We start from the raw sequence: 17,813 nt of genomic DNA on the forward strand, positions 1-17,813 counted from the left end.
GGAGGACACGGGATGATCGGCGCCTGGCTGTTGCTGGCGGCGGCGGTGACCGAGACGTTCGGGCTGATGTGGGACCTGCAATGGCACGCCGACGTCGGCCCCGACACGTTCTTCACCGCACCGCACCTGATGATCTACCTCGGCATGGCCATGTGCGGCCTGACGAGTCTCACCGTCGTGCTGCGGCACACGTTCCGCCCGACGGACGCCCGGACGGTCCGCGTGCTGGGCACGTTCAACGCGCCGCTCGGCTTCCTGGTCGGCGGGCTGGGCTCGGCGGGCGGCCTGCTCTACGGCCTGATGGACCTGTGGTGGCACACCGTCTACGGGTTCGACGCGACCCCGACCTCACCGCCGCACGTCGCGCTGTCGCTGTGCTCGCTGCTGGAGGTGGTCGGCGGGATGATCGCGTTCGCGGCGCTGCACGAACGGCGGGCGGCCCGGTTCGGCTTCGCGGTGATCGTCGGGGTCGCCTGCTACGGCACCATCTTCCTGCTGCTGTCGACCCCGCCGCTGCCGTTCGTGTCCACCCTGCCGTTGGCGGTGGCGCTGATGCTGGTGTTCGGGCTGGTCCTGGTCGCGGCGGTGACCCGGCGGCCGGGGTACGTGACGGTGGCCGGACTGTCGTTCGCCGCCATGCAGTTGATCACGTTGTTCGCCGCTCCCCCGGTCACCCGCGCCTACGCCGCAGCGCTCGACCTGCCGCTGCGCGACTACGCGGACGGCATCGCGTGGTTCGCCATGTACGCACCTCTGGCGGTGGTGCCCGCGGCGCTGGTCGTCGAGGCGGTGCTGGTCGTCGGCCGTCGTCGGTCGACGCCCCGGACGGTGGTGCCGCTGCTGGGCGGCGCGGCGGCGGCGGTGCTCGTCGTCGGGCACCTCGTGCAAGTGGGACAACCGGATCCGGCCACCGTCGTCGCTGCCGCCGTGCTCGGCGTCGGCGCCGGGTGGCTCGGCTGGCGCGGGGCGGCTCCGCTCCGGGTGGGGGTGTGACATGCGTGCTCTGGTGCTCGCCGTGCTGATCGCGTTGCTGGTGGCGACGCCTGCCGAGGCCGTGCCGCCGGTGGAGGTGGTGCACACGGAGAACGTCCGGGTCGGGCCGTACGCGATGGAGGTGTCGTTCAGCGACTGGCCGATCCGGGCGGAACGCTCGCTCGACTTCGTGTTCCGGCCCGCCGACGGCATCGCCGCGCACGACGGACGGCTGCGGATCGTGTCGCCGGACGGGACCGGCCGGGAGGCGCGGCTGGCCCGCCACCCGAGGGCGCGGGACATGTGGGGGCTGGACATCAGGGCGCTGCCGGACGAGGGGCGGTGGCGGCTGGAGTTCGCCGTGTCGGGGCCGCGGGGCGAGGGGCGCGGCGGGCTGGACGTGGCGGTCGGTCCACGGCCGGGACCACCCGCGCTGCTCAGCTGGACGGTCGGGCTGGGGCCGGCGCTGCTCGGCGGGCTGGCCGTGCTGGTGCTGTGGTGGCGGGGTCGCCGCACATCGCGGGTGGACGTCTGGACGTGGGACTGAGGCCGTGACCGGAGCGCCGACGCCCGTCGGGGACGGGAGGTGGCCGGGGGCGTCGGCCGCCGGTTGCCCCACCCCGACGAGGACCGTGCAGGAGGTGACCTCCGTGCCCACGCGGACGCGCTGGGAGGGAATGGTGCTTTTTGCGGCTTCGCGCGCCGCGCTGCGGGCTAGTCTGGCCCACCCGGAGCGACGGAGGCGCAGGCCATGTCGATCGACGTCCAGCAGCCCAGGCCCTACGACTTGGTGGACGACACCGTCCGGATCGGAGGGGTCGCCGGCGGCGCGTTCGAAGCCCAGTTCAACTTCTGCGTGCACGAGGGCCACGACGAGGTCACCGGGGCGTTCATGGCCGGCGACGGGACGGGCGGCCACGGCCAGTTCCAGGTCTCGGTCGACGTGTCCGGTGCGGCGTTCACGCTCGACCGGCTGTTCGTGGAGGTGTTCCACACCTCGCCCAAGGACGGCGAGGAACTGGACAAGGTGGTGGTGCCGGTGCTGTGGGGTCCGCGGATCCTCCCCGGCTACCGGGTGTACCTGGAGCACGTCGTGGTGGACGGGGAGACCCTGTGGGGCATCTCGACCCGCTACTACGGCTCGGGCAACCTCTACCACCGACTGGTGTCGGCGAACCCCCAGACGATCACCGACCCGAACGTGATCCAGCCCGGCACCCTCATCCGCGTGCCCCAAACCTGAACGACCCGGACCTGAGCGACCCGGGCTCGAACGCCCCGGTTCCTGCCGCACCGGACCGGGGCGCACCAAGCGGTACCGACACCGTTCGGATCGTCACCGAACGTTACGAATCTGACCGCCAGTAATCAGTGAAAGCGACCGGGGCAAGCACACCGGCCAGGACGAGGCCCTACCGACGAGGGGCCGTACTCACGAACGCCACGGCGGCGAGCACCACCAGGCACCCGACGAGTTGCAGGCCGCTCGGCCGTTCGTGCAGCAGCCCGATGCCCAGCAGGATCGCCGCGACCGGCTGCAACAGCATCAGCGTAGCCCCGGTCGCGCTGGACATCCGGGGCAGCGCGGTGGAGATCAGCAGCCAGCCCACGACCTGCCCGATCAACGCCAACGCGAGCAGCCAGCCGAACGCGGGCCACCCCGGCGTCAGGTCCAGCCGGTCCGTCGGCACGCCGATCGCCACCGCCACCACCCCGGCCGAGGCCGTGGCGAGGAACAGCGTGTGCTCCCGGCTGCCGGGCCCGGTGCTCCGCCGGATCAGCAACAGGTAGCCGGCGAACCCGACGCCCGCACCCAGCGCCAGCACCGCTCCCAGCACCGGGTCCGGTCCGAACGCGGGCGTGCCCGCCAGACCGCCCGCCAACACGATCCCGCCCAGCAACACCGGCACCGCGTACACGAACCGGTTGGACGGGCGTTCGCGGAACAGGAAGTACGCCACCACCGGCACGATCACCACCTGCACGGACAGCAGCACGGTCGCGATCCCCGCACCGACCAACGAGATCGCGTCACCCCACAGCACGAAGTCGATGCCGAGGCCGACACCCGCGAGCAGCGGCAGCACCAGCTTCCGCGGGGCCGTGCCGCGCCGCCGTTCCCACCACACCAACACGGCCAGCACCGGCAGGGACAACGTGCAACGCCAGAACGCACTGGTGCTGCCACTGGTCCCGGACACCTTGATGAACACCGACGACAGCGCGATGCAGAAGCTGCCCGCCAGCGCGAGCCACACCGGGTTGACCCGCGTCGGCTGCACGGGAACGACGGGCCGGACTCCGGTCGTGGTCACCGGTTCAGCCTCAGCCCCACGACCATCAAGGACAAGCGAATGTTCCTCAGCGGATTTCGGTAGCATCTCTACCGTGTTCGGACTGGAGCGGATGCGCGCCCTGCACGCGGTGGCGACCCACGGCACGGTCGCCGCGGCGGCGTCCGCGCTGCACGTCACCCCGTCCGGCGTGTCCCAGCAGCTGGCCAAGCTGGAACGCGAAGCCGGGCAGCGACTGCTGGAGCCACACGGCCGTACCGTCCGCCTGACCACCGCCGGCCACGTGCTGGCCGGTCACGCGGCGGGCATCCTCGCCCGGGTGGAGAAGGCGCGGTCGGACCTGGAGCTGCTGCGCGAGGACATCACCGGTCCACTGCGCATCGGCGCCATCCCCACCACCGTGCACGCCCTGCTGCCGCCCGTGCTCGCCGCGCTGCGGGCCCAACACCCCGGCCTGGAGGTGACCCTGCACGAAGGCGAGGCCGAGGAGACCATGCCCCGGGTGGTCGACGGCCGGCTCGACGTGGCGGTCCTGGAGAGCTGGGAGCACCGCCCGGTCGCCGTACCACCGACCACCTCCCGCACCACCCTGCTGTCCGACGTGGCCGACCTGGCACTGCCCGCGAGTCACCGCTTGGCCCACCGCAAGGCCGTCGACCTGGCCGAGGTCGACGACATCCCGTGGATCGCCTGGTGCGCGGGCTCCGGCTGCTACGACTGGCTCGCGCACGTACTGCGCCAACAGGGCATGGACGCCCGGATCAGCTGCACCGTCGGCAGCTACCCCACGCAACTCGCCTTGGTCGCGGGCAACGTGGGGGCGGCCGTGGTACCCCGCCTGGGCCGCGACTCGGTACCCGACGGCGTGCGGATCCTCACCACTCGCCCCGCCCTGAACCGCACCATCCACGCCATCAACCGCGCGGAGGACGACGACCGGGGCGCGATCCGTGCCTGCGTGGACGCCCTGGCTACGGCGGCGGACCGCTTCCGGAACCTCGCCTGACCCGAACGCCCCCGGTCACCCCGACCCGAGGTCTAGGGTGGCGACGTGGAGTCCCGCGAGGCCGTGGACCGGCAGGTCAAGTTCGGCACGGCACGGCTCGCACCGGGCCCGTACCGCCCGACCGGCTGGCTGCTCACGGTCGACGGCACCCTCCAGTCCTATGTGGACCTGGCGGATCCGACCTATCTGCACATGCCGTACGCCGCGTGGGCCGCCCGAGTGCTGGACCTGCACTGGCCCGCCGGCCAGCCGGTGTCGGCCCTGCAGGTCGGCGGAGGTGGCTTCACCATCGCGAGGTACCTGGCCGCGACCCGTCCGGGCTCGCTCCAAACGGTCTACGAACTGGACGGCCCGCTGGTCGACCTCGTGCGCTCGCACCTGGACCTGGACACGATCGCCGACCTCCAGGTGCGCGTCGAAGACGGCGAGGCGGGGATCGAACGCACCCCCGACGCCACCGCCGACGTGGTGGTCATGGACGTCTTCCAGGCGGGCACCGTGACGATCCACCTGGCCGCCGTCGAGTTCCTGCGCGAGATCGCCAGGGTCCTCCGCCCCGACGGCCTCTACCTGGGCAACATGTGGTCCGCGCCGGACATGGCCCTGCCGCTGCGCGCCGTGGCGTCCCTGGCCGAGGTGTTCCCGCACGTCGTGCTCCTCGCCGAACCGGGGCTGCTGCTGGGGAAGCGGGCGGGCAACGTGGTCCTGGCCGCCTCCGGCCGCGAGTTGCCGCACCGGGACCTCACCACGTGGGCGGAGGCCGGCGGCAACCGCGTGTTCCGCCTCTCGGCCACCCAGCTGGCGGCCTTCCGCGGTGTGGCGCCGCCGCTGACCGCCGAGCACCCGGCAGGTGTCGTCACCGCCGTGCCCCGCTGGGCGCTGTGATCACCGTCCCCCGACACCACCCGGTTCCGGCCACCGATCGGATCGGTGCCGTCGTCGGCACCGATCCGGAAGGCTTCAGCGGCTCTCCGGGTAGTCGACGTATCCCTCCGCCCCACCCCGGTAGTACGTGACAGGGTCGCCGGTCGCGAGCTCGCGGCCCAGGGCGAACCTGGCGACCAGGTCCGGGTTGGCGATGTAGTGCGTGGCGAACGAGACCGCGTCGGCTGATCCGGCCGCGATGGCCGCGTCCGCCGATTCGCGGTCGAAGCCGAGGTTGGCGATCAGCGGGCCGTCGAACCGCCGGCGGTACCGGTCGATCGAGTCGACGTCCGGGGTGTCGGTCTCGCTGCCGCGCAGGTGCAGGTACGCCACCGTGTGGTCGTTCAGCTCGGTCACGTACTCGTCGTAGGCGGTCAGCGTCTCCTCGTCCGGGACGAAGTTCTCCGTCGTGGACCAGTACGGGGACAGGCGGACACCGACGCAGCGGCCGGCCCACTGCCCGGCCACCGCGTCGACCACCTCGAACAGCAACCGCCCGCGATCAGTGCCGTAGACGTCGGTGCGGTGGTTCACCCTGGCGTTGAGGAACTGCGGCAGCAGGAACGGCCCCACGGCGTGCACTTCCACGCCGTCGAACCCGGCACGACGGGCGTTCGCGGCGGCTGCGGCGAAGTCCGCGATCGTGGCCTCGATGTCCTCGGTGGACATACCGTCCGGTGTCATCGGGCCGCCGTGCCACAGTTGCAGCACGATCCGGCCGCCCAACGCGTGCACCACGTCGGTGACCCGCCGCCACGCCGTGACCTGCTCCTCCCGGTAGATGCCCGGCACGTCGTCGAAGCTGATCGCCCGCTCGCTGATCCACGTGCCCTCGGTGACGATCAGGCCCGCGGTCGCCCGCTGGCCGTAGTAGGCGGCGTGCAGTTCCGTGGGCACGAGCAGGTCGTTCGCCGCCCTCGCCCGCGTGATCGGAGCCATCACCACCCGGTTGGGCAGCCGGAGATCCCCCAGTTCCACCGGGCTCAGCAGGGCTTGGCGGGTTGTGATGTCGGTCATCGGAAGAGGTCTCCCTGTCACGTCGGTCGCGTTTCCACCGTCATCACGTCGACGCGGGGCGAACGGGAAAGGTGACCGATGGACGAGTTGGCGGAGCGCTTCGACAGCCACCGCGGCCTGCTGCTCGGGGTCGCCTACCGGATGCTCGGGTCGGTCGCCGAGGCCGAGGACGCGGTGCAGGAGACCTGGTTGCGGCTGAGCCGGGTCGACGCGGACGAGGTGGACAACCTGGCGGCGTGGCTGCGCACCGTCGTGTCGCGGGTGTGCCTGGACGTCCTGCGCGCCCGCCGGTCCCGGCCCGAGGAGCCGGTCGGGCAGCGGGTGCCCGACCGGGCGTCCGACGCCGACCCGGAGCGGGACGCACTGCTGGCCGAGTCGGTGGGCCGGGCGCTGCTCGTCGTGCTGGACGCCCTCGCACCCGCCGAGCGGGTCGCGTTCGTGCTGCACGACCTGTTCGCCGTGCCGTTCGACCGGATCGCGCCCATCCTCGGGCGCACCTCGGCGACGACCAAGAAGCTGGCCAGCCGGGCGCGGCTGCGGGTGAAGGGCACGCCACTGCTGCCGGACGCCGAGCTCGCCCGGCACCGGCACGTGGTCGAGGCGTTCCTGGCCGCCGCGCGCGGCGGTGATCTCGCCGGGCTGCTCGCCGTGCTGGCGCCGGACGTGGTGCGGGTGGCCGACCCGGCGACCGTGCCGCCGGGGACGCCGATCGTGGTCCGGGGTGCGCGTCGCGTGGCGACGGAGACGGTCGTCCTGGCCGCGAAGTCCCGCTACGCCGAACCCGCGCTGGTGGACGGGACCGTGGGCGCGGTCGTCGCACCGCACGGACGGCTGCACCTCGCGCTCGTCATCGCCGTCGAGGACGACCGGGTCACCCGGTTCGAGGTGATCGCCGACCCGAAGCGGCTGGCCCGGATGGAGTTCGCCGTACTCGCCCGATCGTGGTGACCGGTGCGTTCCGACCGGCCGGAGAACCGAAGACGAAATAAATGAAGAGGAAGTCCGACGCTTCCTCGGGGAAGAAAAGCGAGGGGTCCTCGGCGAGGGTGCGGCCAGGTCGTCGAAGAACGGTTGCGCCGGATGAACCATCGACCCGGCGGACCGCCCGGTTCCAGCGGAAACGGAGTGGAAACTTCCGCACCGTTCCGCTCCGGCGCGGACCGGGAGATCAATACCATGGGAGCGTGAGCGATTCGTCCCCTCCGCCTGCCAGATCAGTCGTGATCACGTTGTTCGCGGTCGCCGCGTGCGCGGTGGTCGGCGCTTCCGCGCTGACCGTCGCCGCCGTCGCGAACGCCGGCCCCGGTCGGGGCGGTCCGGTGGCCGACGGCGACCGCACGTCGCCGACCCCGCGCACCTCCTCGACGCGCGCCGCCGGCCCGCCGATCTGCCTGATCGGCTCGTGGCGCTCCGCGGAGGAGCAGTCCATGGTCAAGTTCTACACCGACGCGGACCCGATCCTGTTCACCAGTTCCGGGCGGCGGTACGAGTTCCGGCCGGACGGCACCGGCGTCGAGCGGCAGGACAACGTCGTGCTCACCGGCAGCCACCAGGGCAACGAACTGCGCATCGTGGCCAACGGCACGGTCGAGTTCAAGTGGAGCGCGACCGACAAGCAGATCACGTACCTCGCCCGCACGGCGACGACGATCACGTACTCCTTCTACGACCAGCGGGGACTGCTCTCCACCGTGCCGCAGGAGGTGAAACCGGACCTGAACGAAGTGGACGACTACGCGTGCGAGGGCACCCAGGCCGTCGAGACCAACCCGACCGGCTACCGGGCGCTCTGGGTGCGCACGGACGGATCAGGGGTGTACGGCTGATGGCGCGGGTGAAGGCACTGCTCGGCGCGGTCGCGCTGCTGGCGCTGGCCCCGCTGCCCGCCGCCGCGCAGCCGTCCAGCCCGGAGGAACGGGCCGCCGCCGTGGCGCGACCGGGCATCGTGTTCATCGCGGTGACCTGGCACGGTTGGGTGCGCGACAAGCGGACCGGTGAGGTGTTCGGCGGAACCGGCGGCTACGAGGTCAAGACTTCCTGCAGCGGCGCGGTGATCAGCCCGGACGGCTACGTCGCGACCGCCAGCCACTGCGTCCACACCGGACCGCTGGGCGGTGGCGGCGCGCTGTTCGAGGCGGCCATCGCCGACCTGGCCAAGACCGGGCGGGTGCGCGACCCGGCGAAGGCGCGCACCGAGTTCGCCGAGCACGGCCAGGCCGAGGGCGCCGCACCGGACAGCACCGTCGACCGCAGGATCCAGGTGGAACGGATGGTGACGCGCGACTCCGAGCAGGTCCGCGACGTCGCGCCCGCCACCGTGGTCGACCTGGTGGCCCCCGCCGACGGCGACGTGGCGGTGCTGAAGATCCCGCGCGAACACCTGCCTTCGATCGAGCTGCGCCAGGACCAGACGCCGGTCGGCACCCCGATCCTGGCCATCGGCTACCCCGGCTCGACCGACCGGACGGTCGACCCGAGCCTGGAGCCCAGCAACAAGAACGGCCAGATCTCCGCCCGCCGCACCCAGTCCGGTCGGCCGTTCTACGAGTTCAGCGCCGCCGCCACGCACGGCATGAGCGGCGGGCCGGTGGTCGACATGCAGGGCGGCGTGGTCGCCCTGATCAGCCAGGGCTCGCCGGGCGAGACGCAGTCGTTCAACTTCGCCGCGTCGTCCCAGACGCTCGTGGAGGTGTTGAAGGGCAAGGAGATCACCGTCGGTGTCGGTCAGCACGACCGGGACTACCGGACCGGGCTCGACCGGTACTTCGAGGGCGACTACGACGGCGCGGTGGAGTACCTCGACGCCGCGCTGGCGGGCTCGCCGGGTCACCAGCAGGCCGCCGAGTACCGGCGGTCGGCGGCGGACAAGGGCGGCAAGCCCGGCAGCTCGCCGACCACGCTGCTCGTCGTGTTCGCGGTGCTGTGCGGCGGGATCGCGGTGGCCACGGCGACGGCGGGCACGGCGATCGCGCTGACCCGGCGCAAGCGCCTCGCCGCCGCAGCCGACGCCGATGCGGGTACGGGTGGCGGATCCGGCTCGGCCGGCGAAGCGGCCCTGGCCGGTGTCGGCAGCCCCGGAGTCAGCAGCCCTCGGGTCGGCACGCCCGCAGTCGGTGCACAGGGTTGGTCCGGTGGGCCGGGCCTGGGCTCCGGGCCGGGAACGCCCGCGGGCGGCTACCCGCCGTTCGGCACGCCGCCCGGCGGAACGCCACAGGCCACCGCAATGCGCACGCCATCCGGCGGAACGCCACAGGCCTCGCCGATGGGCACGCCGTCCGGAGGAATGCCGCCGCCGGCACCGACGGGCACGCCGCCTGCCGGGCCGCCACCCGCCCCACCGATGGGCACCCCGCCCGGCGGAATGCACCCGGCGGCGCCGGGCACGCCACCGGGCGGTCTGTACCCGTTCACGACGGCCCCCGCCACGCCGGCGGGCGGTGTGCCGTCGGTCGACGCACAGCCCACGACGCCGGCGAGGATGCCGCCACCGGTCGCGTCCCCGGTCACCGAGACCAGGCACGCGCCGCTCGACCTGCCGGTGCTACCAGTCGTTCCCGGCGGTGACCCGGAGCGCGACGGCCAGGCCGATCCAGGCGTCGACCAGGCCGACCAGCGAGACGGCGCCGACCACGGTGGCGAAGACCAGCGCGGCTGAGTCCTCCCAGGGGCGATGACGAGCACCATCAGCGAGATCCAGCGCAGCAGCTCGTACGGTGCCCGGGAAGCGAAATCCGGGCACCGCCGGGAGTTCTCGGCTCCAGCGGAGGCTAGTGAGCGGCCGGATCGCCCGGCGAGCCTTGCGGGGGCGGAACCTTCCGACCGCGGGCCGCCCGCTCCACCTCGGCCAGGTCCGCCGAGGTGACCAGCCGGGTCTCCGCCGCCCGGCGGGCGACCGCGAACCGGATGTTCTGCAGCCGCCCCACGTGCGGCGCGAGGAACGGGTCGTCGGACACCCCGAACGCGATCGCCGAGATGGCCCGGATCGCGTCGTCCACCCGTTGCGGGCGCTGGAGGTTCCAGGTGTAGCCGTGCCACTGCCGGACCCGTTCGAAGATCTCCTTGTTCGACGGCGGGCGCGGGTAGTCGTCGTTGCCCGCGAGCCACGGTTCGCACAGCGCCAGCGCGACGAACCAGTCCCGGCCGCCCCGCACCAGTCCCGGGCCCTTCTCGGTGTCCAGGCCCTCCGGCTGGAACGGCGTCGCCGAGGGAGCGGGCTCGACGTCGATGTTGACCACCAGGTCGGTGAAACCCTGCTCGCCCTGCCGCCCCAGCAACAGCACGAGCTGGTTCTCGCCCGCGTCCAGCAGCGCCGACATCGACCGGGCCAGGATCACCCGCCGCGCGCCGCCGGGCGCGTCGAACAGGCTCGACAGCTGGGCCTCCCCCGCGCCGAGCCAGTGCAGCGTCACGGTGTCGGTGCCCACCACCAGTTCGCCGACCAGCCGCGAGACGTGCGGCGCGCAGTCCGGCAGCGCCAGCGCGACCCGTCCCGGTCCGGTCCGCACAGCGGCGTGCGGAGCCCGTCCGAACAGCAGCGACTCCCCCGGCCGCAACACCACCGAGCCAGTCCCTGACCCGCGTACCACGACCCGCGGCATCGCACCCTCCTCAGCTCGGCGGTGCCACCGCACCCCCTGCGGGACGAACGCATCCCGCCGGACCGGTACCCGGCACACCCGACTACCCGGCCGACCGGCGCAAGCCGCGCCGGTCGACGCCTTCACGGCCGCGCGGAACGCACCGCACGACCGTTCGCGCTCAGTTCGGACAGGTCGGCGGCGCGCCCCGGTCGGGACCGAGCGCCCCCCACTCGTCGGCCAGCGTGTCCCGGTCCAGCAGCCCGCACAGCACCTTGCTGCCGTGCGCCGGGTCCAGGTCCCACAGCCGTGCCACGCCCTCCGCCCCGGCACTCGCGACGCGCCCGCCGGTCGAGTCGAACGCGACGTCGTTGAGCTGGTCCTCGTGCCGGTCCAGCCGGGCCAGCGGCCGTCCGCTCGCGCTGTCCCACAGCCGCACCGCGGTGTCCTGGCCGGCCGCCGCGATGGTCCGCCCGTCCGGGCTGAACGCGACCCGCCGCACGGTCGAGTCGCTGCCGGTGAGCGGGTCGAGCTGGTGCCCGTCGCGCACCCGCCACCGCCGCACCACCCGGTCCGAGCCGGCGGTGGCCAGCATCGCGCCGTCCGGGCTGAACTCGGCGTCGATCGCGATGCCCTGGTGGCCGGGCAGGATGGTCCACTCCGCACCGGGGTCGACCAGGTTCCACAGCCCGACCTTGCCCCCGGACAGCGTCACGGCCAGGGTCCGGCCGTCCGGGCTGAACGCGATCCCGTTGGGGTAGTTGTGCTCGGTCTGGCCGGGCTCCTCGTTGCGCTCCTCCGCACGGGTCGGCCGGCGCAGCGGCGACGCCGACAGGTCGGACGCCTTGAGCAGCAGCAGCTCGTCGCGGTCCTCCTCGGAGGCGATCGGCGCGCGTCCGGCGACCGCGATCAGCTCGCCGTCCGGGCTGTACCGGACCGCGGTGAACACGGTGCCGGGCCGGCTGAACCGGCGCAGCTCGGTGCCGTCGGCCTTCCACACCACCAACGTGCCGTCCTCGCCCGCGGTGACCAACTCGTCGCCGTCGGGGTGGAACGCGACGTCGAAGACCGTGCCCCGGTGCGCCGGGATCCGTTTCACCAGGTCGCTCTTGGCGCTGTCCCACAGGTGCAGCGTGCCGTCGCCGTCGACCGACGCGAGCAGGTCGCCCCCGGGCTGGAACGCCACCGCGATCATGGCGTTCGCCCGGTTGCCCAGCGACGAGCGCAGCAGCGACCACACGGTCACCTCGCCCGCGGAGTTCACGCCGAGCAGCGTGTGCCCGTCACCGGCCAACGCCACGCCGAAGGTGGTCACCGACCGGGTCGCCAGCCGCGCCACGTTCACCCCGCTGGCCGGATCCCACGCGAACACGGTGGTGCCGATGCCGCTGCCGACCAGGGTCGACCCGTCCGCGCTGAACGCGACCGAGCTGAACCCGCCCTCGGAGCTGGACAGCACGTGCCGCTGGGTCCACTGGGCGGTGTCCCACACCCGCACGGTGTAGTCCATGGACGCGCTGGCCATCGTCCTGCCGTCCGGGCTGAACGCCATCGCCGACACGTTCGCCGTGTGCCCGGTCAGCGTGGCCACCAGCGCGCCGTCGCTCACCCGGTGCACCTCCACGTTCTGCTCGGCGGTGGTCGCGAGCAGCCCGGACCCGGGGTGGTAGGCCATCATGATCGACGGCGACGCCTGGAACACGGACAGCTCGGTCCACTTCTCGACGTCCCAGATCACCACGCCCTTGTCCGTCAGCGCGGCGAGCGTCCTGCCGTCCCCGGCCATCGCGGTGTCGATGGCGACGCCGGGCAGCCGCTTGACCAGCTTGCGCTCCTCGACGTCCCAGACCGTCACGTTCTGCTTGGTCGGGTTCGCCACCGCGAGCAGCTTCCCGTCCACGCTCATCGACACGGTCCGGTACCAGCCGCCCGAGTCGTCCAGCACGGCCAGCTGACGCCGGTTCGGCACGTCCCACAGGCGCAGCGTGCCGTCGTTGCCGCCGGTCGCCGCGACCTTGCCGTCGCCGCTCACCGCCACCGACGAGATCGGGCCCTCGTGGCCGGTCATCCGTCCCCGGTAGCTGTCGGACTGGACGGCGAGCAGCGCGCTGCGCGCTTCGACGGTGTCCCCGGCCTGCCACCCGCCGAGCGCGGTGAGCGCGGCGCGGCGCGGGTCGACGCCACCCGCCTGCGCCGCCTCGGCGGCCAGTTGCCGGGACAGGCCCAGCTGCCGGGACGAGTCGGCCCGGTCGCGCTCCGCGTTCGCCTTCCGCTGCGACTGGGTGGCCACGACCACCGCGCCCGACGCGACGAGCAGCAGCACGCTCAGCGCGGCGACCAGCGCCCGCAGCCGCCGCGTCCGCTTGCGCGCGGCGACCTGGCCCGCCTGTTCCGCCGCGTTGGAGCGGACCAGGAACTCCTGCTCGACGGGCTGCAGGCGGACCCGGTCGCGGGCGGTGTCCAGCCACGACGTGAGCGCCGCGAGCCGCACGCCCCGGTACAGGTCGTCGGCGTGCTGCCCGGACTCGGCCCACACCCGGACCGCGTCGGTGAACCGGCGGTGCTGGATCAGGCCGGCGCGGTCCTCGTCGATCCAGCCGCGCAGCCGGGGCCAGGCGGTGAGCAGCGCCTCGTGGCTCAGCCGGGCGCCCGTGCCGTCCACGGTGACCAGCCGGGCGGTGATCAGGTAGTCCACGATGGCCGGCGCGGGCAGCTCGCGCGGGTCGACCCGCCGGCGGACCGCCGTGCCGTCGTCGAACACCGTGACCATGCGCAGCAGCGTGGTGCGCAGCAACTGCCGGCCGGCCGGGTCGAGCCGGTCGTGGATCTCCTCGGCGGTGCGGGACACCGCGCCGTCGATCCCGCCGACCCGGCGGTACGCGGCCAGCGTCAGCACGTCGCCCTCGCGGTGGTTCCACGTCTCGCGCAGGGCGTGCGCGAGACGGGGCAGCGCACCGGGGTCGTAGCCGATCTCGCCGCGCACGCCGAGGTCGGCGATGAGCCGTTCCGGCAGGCCGGGTTCGACCTCCAGGCCCGCGTCCCGGGCCGGGGTGACGATCGCCTGCCGCAGTTCGGTGGCGTCCATCGGGCCGAGCAGCACGGGCGCGTTCAGGGCCGGCCGCAGCGGGGCCAGCTCGATGCACCGGTCGACCAGGTCGGCCCGCACCGCCAGCACGACGGCGGCGTGGCCCGCCGAGGCCAGCGCGGTGGCGTAGGCCAACCGGTCGGACTCGGGCGTGCCGTAGGTGAACAGCTCCTCGAACTGGTCGACCACGATCACCGGTCGGGTGGTCGCGTCGCCGATCGAACGGGCGCACAGCTCTCCGAACCGGGTGGGCGTCTCGCGGATCACCCGGTCCCACTCCGGCGCGGCCGCGGTGGACCTCGCGGCCATCGCCGTCGCCAGGCCGCGGATCGGCTCCGGTCCGGGCGTCAGCACGATCTGCGGCCACTCCCGCTCCGACGCCTCGCCGGCCAGCGCGGGCAGCAGGCCGGCCCGCAGCACGGACGACTTGCCCGATCCGGACGCGCCGACCACCACCACCGGCTCACCGCCGTCGAGCTGTTCGGCCAGCCGCACCAGCAGGTCCGTCACCACGTGGTCCCGGCCGTGGAACTGCGCGGCGTCGGACCGCTCGAAACCGCTCAGACCGGGGTACGGGCAGACCGGCGGCTGCCCCAGCTTGCGGGTCGCGGGCCGGCGCGCGCCGGACGCCCGGACGATGGCCTTGACCAGCCGGCCCTGGTCGCGTTCCTTCGACGGCCCCGGCAGCGTCGGGTTCGCCGACCGCCCCGTCTCGCCGGAGTACGCGGCGGCCTCGGCGGCGGCGATCATCGCCGTGCTGGACTCGAACCGGCGGTTGGGCTCCTTCGCCAGCGCGCGCAGCACCACGGCGTCCAGCGCGGGCGTGATGGTCGGCACGAACACCGACGGCGCGGGCGGCGGCTGCAGCAGGTGCGCGGCGACCTTCGCCGCCATGTCGTCCGCCTGGTAGGGCAGCCGCCCGGTCAGGCACTCGAACAGCACGCAGGCCAGCGAGTACTGGTCGGCGCGCCCGTCCACCTCGGCGCGCGACAGCCGTTCCGGCGCCATGTAGTCCCACGACCCGATCAGGTCGCCGGACTGCGTCAGCACGGTCGCGTCCGACGAGGTCTCCCGCGCGATGCCGAAGTCCGCCAGGTACGCCTTCCCGGCCCCGTCGATCAGGATGTTCGACGGCTTGACGTCCCGGTGCACCAGGCCGCCCTCGTGCGCGGCGTCCAGCGCCCGCGCCACCTGGCGCAGGACGGCGATCGCCCGGTCCTGGTCGACCGCGCCCTGCCCGAGCAGCCGGCGCAGGTCGACCCCGTCGACCAGCATCATGTCCAGGAACAGCTGGCCGTCGATCTCCCCGAAGTCGTGCACCGGGACGATGTTGGGGTGGCTCAGCGCAGCGGCCAGCCGCGACTCCCGCTGGAAGCGGGCCCGGAACTCCGGGTCGGCGACCGAGGCGGGCAGCTTCTTCAGCGCCACCACCCGGTCGTTGACCGTGTCGTGCGCGCGGTACACCACCCCCATGCCGCCCTGGCCGAGCATCCCCAGGATGCGATAAGGCCCGAATTCCGGCGAGTCGTCCCGCAGTTCCGCCATCAACGCCCCCTGTTTCGCGGTCGCACCACCCTACTGAGACAGCGAAACGGGGTCTCCGGGTTCCGTGCGGACCGCTGGAATCGGGGGTGATCGTGCCGGACCGCCGAAATCGGGGTGATCGTGCCGGAAGCCGCCGAAGCCCTCAGGTCGACCCCGGTCACCTCCGCGCCGACCCGCGCCGGCGGGACGACGTGCACCGCGGGTCCAGTCCCCTGGTGCCGGTCGTGACTTCCAGCAGCGGCGACGTGGCGACCGGCCCAACGGCCTCGGCCTCGCGGCGCGCGCTTCGGTCGTCGGGGGGAGGCGTCCATTTCACCCATCCGAACAGCCGCAGCCGGTGCCGCCGATTCGTTGACTCCCGGTCGGGCCGTGTTTATAAAGGTCCGGACCATGGGTGTAAGCCGCGACGCCCCAAGCTCCGTGTTCCGAAGGGTGTCCTCGGCATGAGAAAACGTCTGTCGGCTCTGGTGGTGGCGTGTGCGGTCGTCCTGCCCACCGCACCGGCCCAGGCCACCGCACCGGCCGAGGCCACCGCGGCGAACGTGACCGCCGCGTTCAGCCAGGACTCGGTGTGGAGCACCGGATATGGCGGCAAGTACGTGCTCACCAACGCCGGAGACGCGGACAGCGCGGGCTGGGTCGTGGAGTTCGACCTCCCGGCCGGTTCCACCGTCTCCAACTCGTGGAACTCCGTGCTGACCCGCAGCGGGCAGCACTACCGGTTCGCCAACGCGGGCTTCAACGGCAGGATCCGCCCTGGCGGCACCGCGAGCTTCGGCTTCAACGTCACCGGCCTCGGGTTGCCCACCGGCTGCACCGTCAACGGTGTGGCGTGTGGCGGCGGCGGCCCGGCTCCCGACACGCAGGCCCCCACCGCTCCCGGCGGCCCGCGGGCGACCGGCGTGACGGCCGGCTCGGTGTCGTTGGCGTGGAACGCTTCCACGGACGACACCGGTGTCACCGACTACCAGGTGCTGTCCGGTTCCACGGTGGTCGCGACCTCCACCTCGACCTCCGCCACCGTCACCGGACTGCTGCCGGCCACCGCCTACACGTTCAGCGTCCGCGCCCGTGACGCGGCGGGCAACACGTCCACCGCGAGCGCTCCGGTCAGCGCGACCACCAGCCCGTCCGGCGGCGGCTCCACTGTGGACGTGTCGACCGCCGCGCAGCTCCAGGCGGCGCTGGCGAACGCGACACCGGGCCAGACGATCCGCCTGGCGGCGGGGGTGTACCGGGGTTCGTTCGCCACCACCAGGCCCGGCACCGCGGCCGGCCCGATCACGCTGACCGGTCCCGCCGACGCCGTGCTGGTCAACGACGGTCCGTCCGGCACCGGCCCGAGCTGCCCGACGCCGACGGCGGGCTGGGATCCGGGGTACGGGCTGTGGCTGCACGGCGCGCCCCACTGGAACCTGAGCGGGTTCACCGTGCGTGAGTCCAAGAAGGGCATCGTCGCCGACAACTCCCACCACACGGTGATCTCGCGGGTGTCCGTGCACCACGTGGACGAGGAGGGCGTGCACTTCCGGCGTTCATCGGCCGACAGCGTGCTGCGCGACTCGACGATCACCGACACCGGGCTGGTGCAGGCCGGCTACGGCGAAGGCGTCTACATCGGCTCAGCCAACTCGAACTGGGCGTGCCACGGCAACTCCGGCGGTGTGGACCGCAGCGACCGGGTGCAGGTGGTGGGCAACCGGATCGGTCCGAACATCGCGGCGGAGCCGATCGACGTCAAGGAGGGCACCTTCAACGGGGTGATCCGGGGCAACACGTTCAACGGCACGGGCATCTCCGGTCAGAACTCGGCGGACTCGTGGATCGACGTGAAGGGCGTCAGCTACACCATCGAGGGCAACACGGGGACGTTCGCGTCGCCCGGTACGTTCGCCAACGGCTACGAGACCCACAACCCGGTGACCACGCCGTCGTTCGCCAACGGCTGCGGCAACGTGTGGCGCGACAACCGTTCCGATCTCGGCGGCGTGGGCCAGTACGCCATCAGGATCACCTCCACTTCCAAGTGCTCGGGTCTGCCCAACGTCGTGTACGCGTCGAACACCGTGACGCGGGCGGTCAACGGGCTGACCAACATCCCGGTCACACCGTGACACCGTGGGCCGGCCGACCTCGGCCGGCCCACGCCCCTTCGGGGATCAGCGTGCCGTCGCGGACCGCGCGTACCCGCCAGTGGGCACGTTGGTGCCCCGTAGGAGGCCCGAAGCCGTCCTGTCAAGCGCTGAAGCCGTGCTCGACCGAACAGCGGGCGACCGGGCGGTGACCGACGTCGTTGCGCCGGTTGGCGCAGTCGACCCACCTGCGTTCTGGTTAGAACGGCGTGGCGGCGGGTATGTGGCCGGATGAGGGGCCGTCTTGTGCGAGGCAGGCTC

At 72.9% G+C, this 17,813-nt stretch carries 14 protein-coding genes; 10 read left to right on the top strand and 4 right to left on the bottom strand.

The features are described 5' to 3' along the window. Positions 1–12: 12 nt before the first annotated feature. From FHS29_RS22490 to FHS29_RS22500, 3 genes are all read left to right on the top strand, one after another. Positions 13–993: a hypothetical protein gene (locus FHS29_RS22490; protein ID WP_184693539.1), complete on the top strand. Its 981-nt coding sequence runs from the start codon at positions 13–15 to the stop codon at positions 991–993. 1 nt (position 994) lies between these two features. After that, positions 995–1,519, top strand: coding sequence for a hypothetical protein (locus FHS29_RS22495; protein ID WP_184693541.1), 525 nt, complete (start codon positions 995–997; stop codon positions 1,517–1,519). A gap of 204 nt (positions 1,520–1,723) precedes the next feature. Beyond that, the gene (locus FHS29_RS22500) at positions 1,724–2,215 is read left to right on the top strand and encodes a Gmad2 immunoglobulin-like domain-containing protein (RefSeq protein WP_184693543.1); all 492 of its coding nucleotides are present in this window, start codon (positions 1,724–1,726) and stop codon (positions 2,213–2,215) included. A 169-nt stretch (positions 2,216–2,384) separates the two neighbouring features. Here FHS29_RS22500 and FHS29_RS22505 read toward each other — a convergent pair whose 3' ends face one another. After that, positions 2,385–3,287, bottom strand: coding sequence for a DMT family transporter (locus FHS29_RS22505; protein WP_312865045.1), 903 nt, complete (start codon positions 3,285–3,287; stop codon positions 2,385–2,387). A 73-nt stretch (positions 3,288–3,360) separates the two neighbouring features. On the opposite strand from FHS29_RS22505, the gene FHS29_RS22510 reads away from it, so the two are divergent. Then, positions 3,361–4,272 carry a LysR family transcriptional regulator gene (locus FHS29_RS22510; RefSeq protein WP_184693547.1) on the top strand — a complete coding sequence of 304 codons (912 nt, stop codon included), beginning with the start codon at positions 3,361–3,363 and terminating at the stop codon, positions 4,270–4,272. A gap of 45 nt (positions 4,273–4,317) precedes the next feature. Further along, positions 4,318–5,157, top strand: coding sequence for a spermidine synthase (locus FHS29_RS22515; RefSeq protein WP_184693549.1), 840 nt, complete (start codon positions 4,318–4,320; stop codon positions 5,155–5,157). A gap of 75 nt (positions 5,158–5,232) precedes the next feature. On the opposite strand, the gene FHS29_RS22520 is transcribed toward FHS29_RS22515, so the two are convergent. After that, a complete protein-coding gene (locus tag FHS29_RS22520) occupies positions 5,233–6,213 on the bottom strand; it encodes an oxidoreductase (RefSeq protein ID WP_184693551.1) in 981 nt (326 codons plus the stop codon). 78 nt (positions 6,214–6,291) lie between these two features. Here FHS29_RS22520 and FHS29_RS22525 point away from each other — a divergent pair, with 78 nt between their 5' ends. The 3 genes from FHS29_RS22525 (at position 6,292) to FHS29_RS22535 (ending at position 9,868) form a co-directional block, all read left to right on the top strand. Continuing rightward, positions 6,292–7,161 carry a sigma-70 family RNA polymerase sigma factor gene (locus FHS29_RS22525; protein WP_184693553.1) on the top strand — a complete coding sequence of 290 codons (870 nt, stop codon included), beginning with the start codon at positions 6,292–6,294 and terminating at the stop codon, positions 7,159–7,161. Between the two features lie 236 nt (positions 7,162–7,397). Next, the gene (locus FHS29_RS22530; RefSeq protein ID WP_184693555.1) at positions 7,398–8,039 is read left to right on the top strand and encodes a hypothetical protein; all 642 of its coding nucleotides are present in this window, start codon (positions 7,398–7,400) and stop codon (positions 8,037–8,039) included. Further along, positions 8,039–9,868 (top strand): trypsin-like peptidase domain-containing protein, encoded by a 1,830-nt coding sequence (locus tag FHS29_RS22535; RefSeq protein WP_184693557.1) that lies wholly within the window; start codon positions 8,039–8,041, stop codon positions 9,866–9,868. Before FHS29_RS22530 ends, FHS29_RS22535 begins: the two co-directional genes overlap by 1 nt. Before the next feature lie 112 nt (positions 9,869–9,980). On the opposite strand, the gene FHS29_RS22540 is transcribed toward FHS29_RS22535, so the two are convergent. Together FHS29_RS22540 and FHS29_RS22545 are read right to left on the bottom strand one after the other, a co-directional pair. Next, positions 9,981–10,811 carry a hypothetical protein gene (locus FHS29_RS22540; RefSeq protein ID WP_184693559.1) on the bottom strand — a complete coding sequence of 277 codons (831 nt, stop codon included), beginning with the start codon at positions 10,809–10,811 and terminating at the stop codon, positions 9,981–9,983. A gap of 160 nt (positions 10,812–10,971) precedes the next feature. After that, positions 10,972–15,420 (bottom strand): nSTAND1 domain-containing NTPase, encoded by a 4,449-nt coding sequence (locus FHS29_RS22545; RefSeq protein ID WP_184693561.1) that lies wholly within the window; start codon positions 15,418–15,420, stop codon positions 10,972–10,974. A 443-nt stretch (positions 15,421–15,863) separates the two neighbouring features. On the opposite strand from FHS29_RS22545, the gene FHS29_RS22550 reads away from it, so the two are divergent. Both FHS29_RS22550 and FHS29_RS38675 read left to right on the top strand, forming a co-directional pair. Continuing rightward, entirely contained in the window at positions 15,864–17,534 is a 1,671-nt protein-coding gene (locus tag FHS29_RS22550; protein ID WP_184693563.1) for a cellulose binding domain-containing protein, read from the top strand. A gap of 4 nt (positions 17,535–17,538) precedes the next feature. Next, positions 17,539–17,787, top strand: a complete 249-nt coding sequence (locus tag FHS29_RS38675) for a LamB/YcsF family protein (protein ID WP_512700869.1) — start codon at positions 17,539–17,541, stop codon at positions 17,785–17,787. The last annotated feature ends 26 nt before the right edge of the window (positions 17,788–17,813 follow it).

It is taken from the genome of Saccharothrix tamanrassetensis, assembly GCF_014203665.1.
Lineage (GTDB): Bacteria > Actinomycetota > Actinomycetes > Mycobacteriales > Pseudonocardiaceae > Actinosynnema > Actinosynnema tamanrassetense.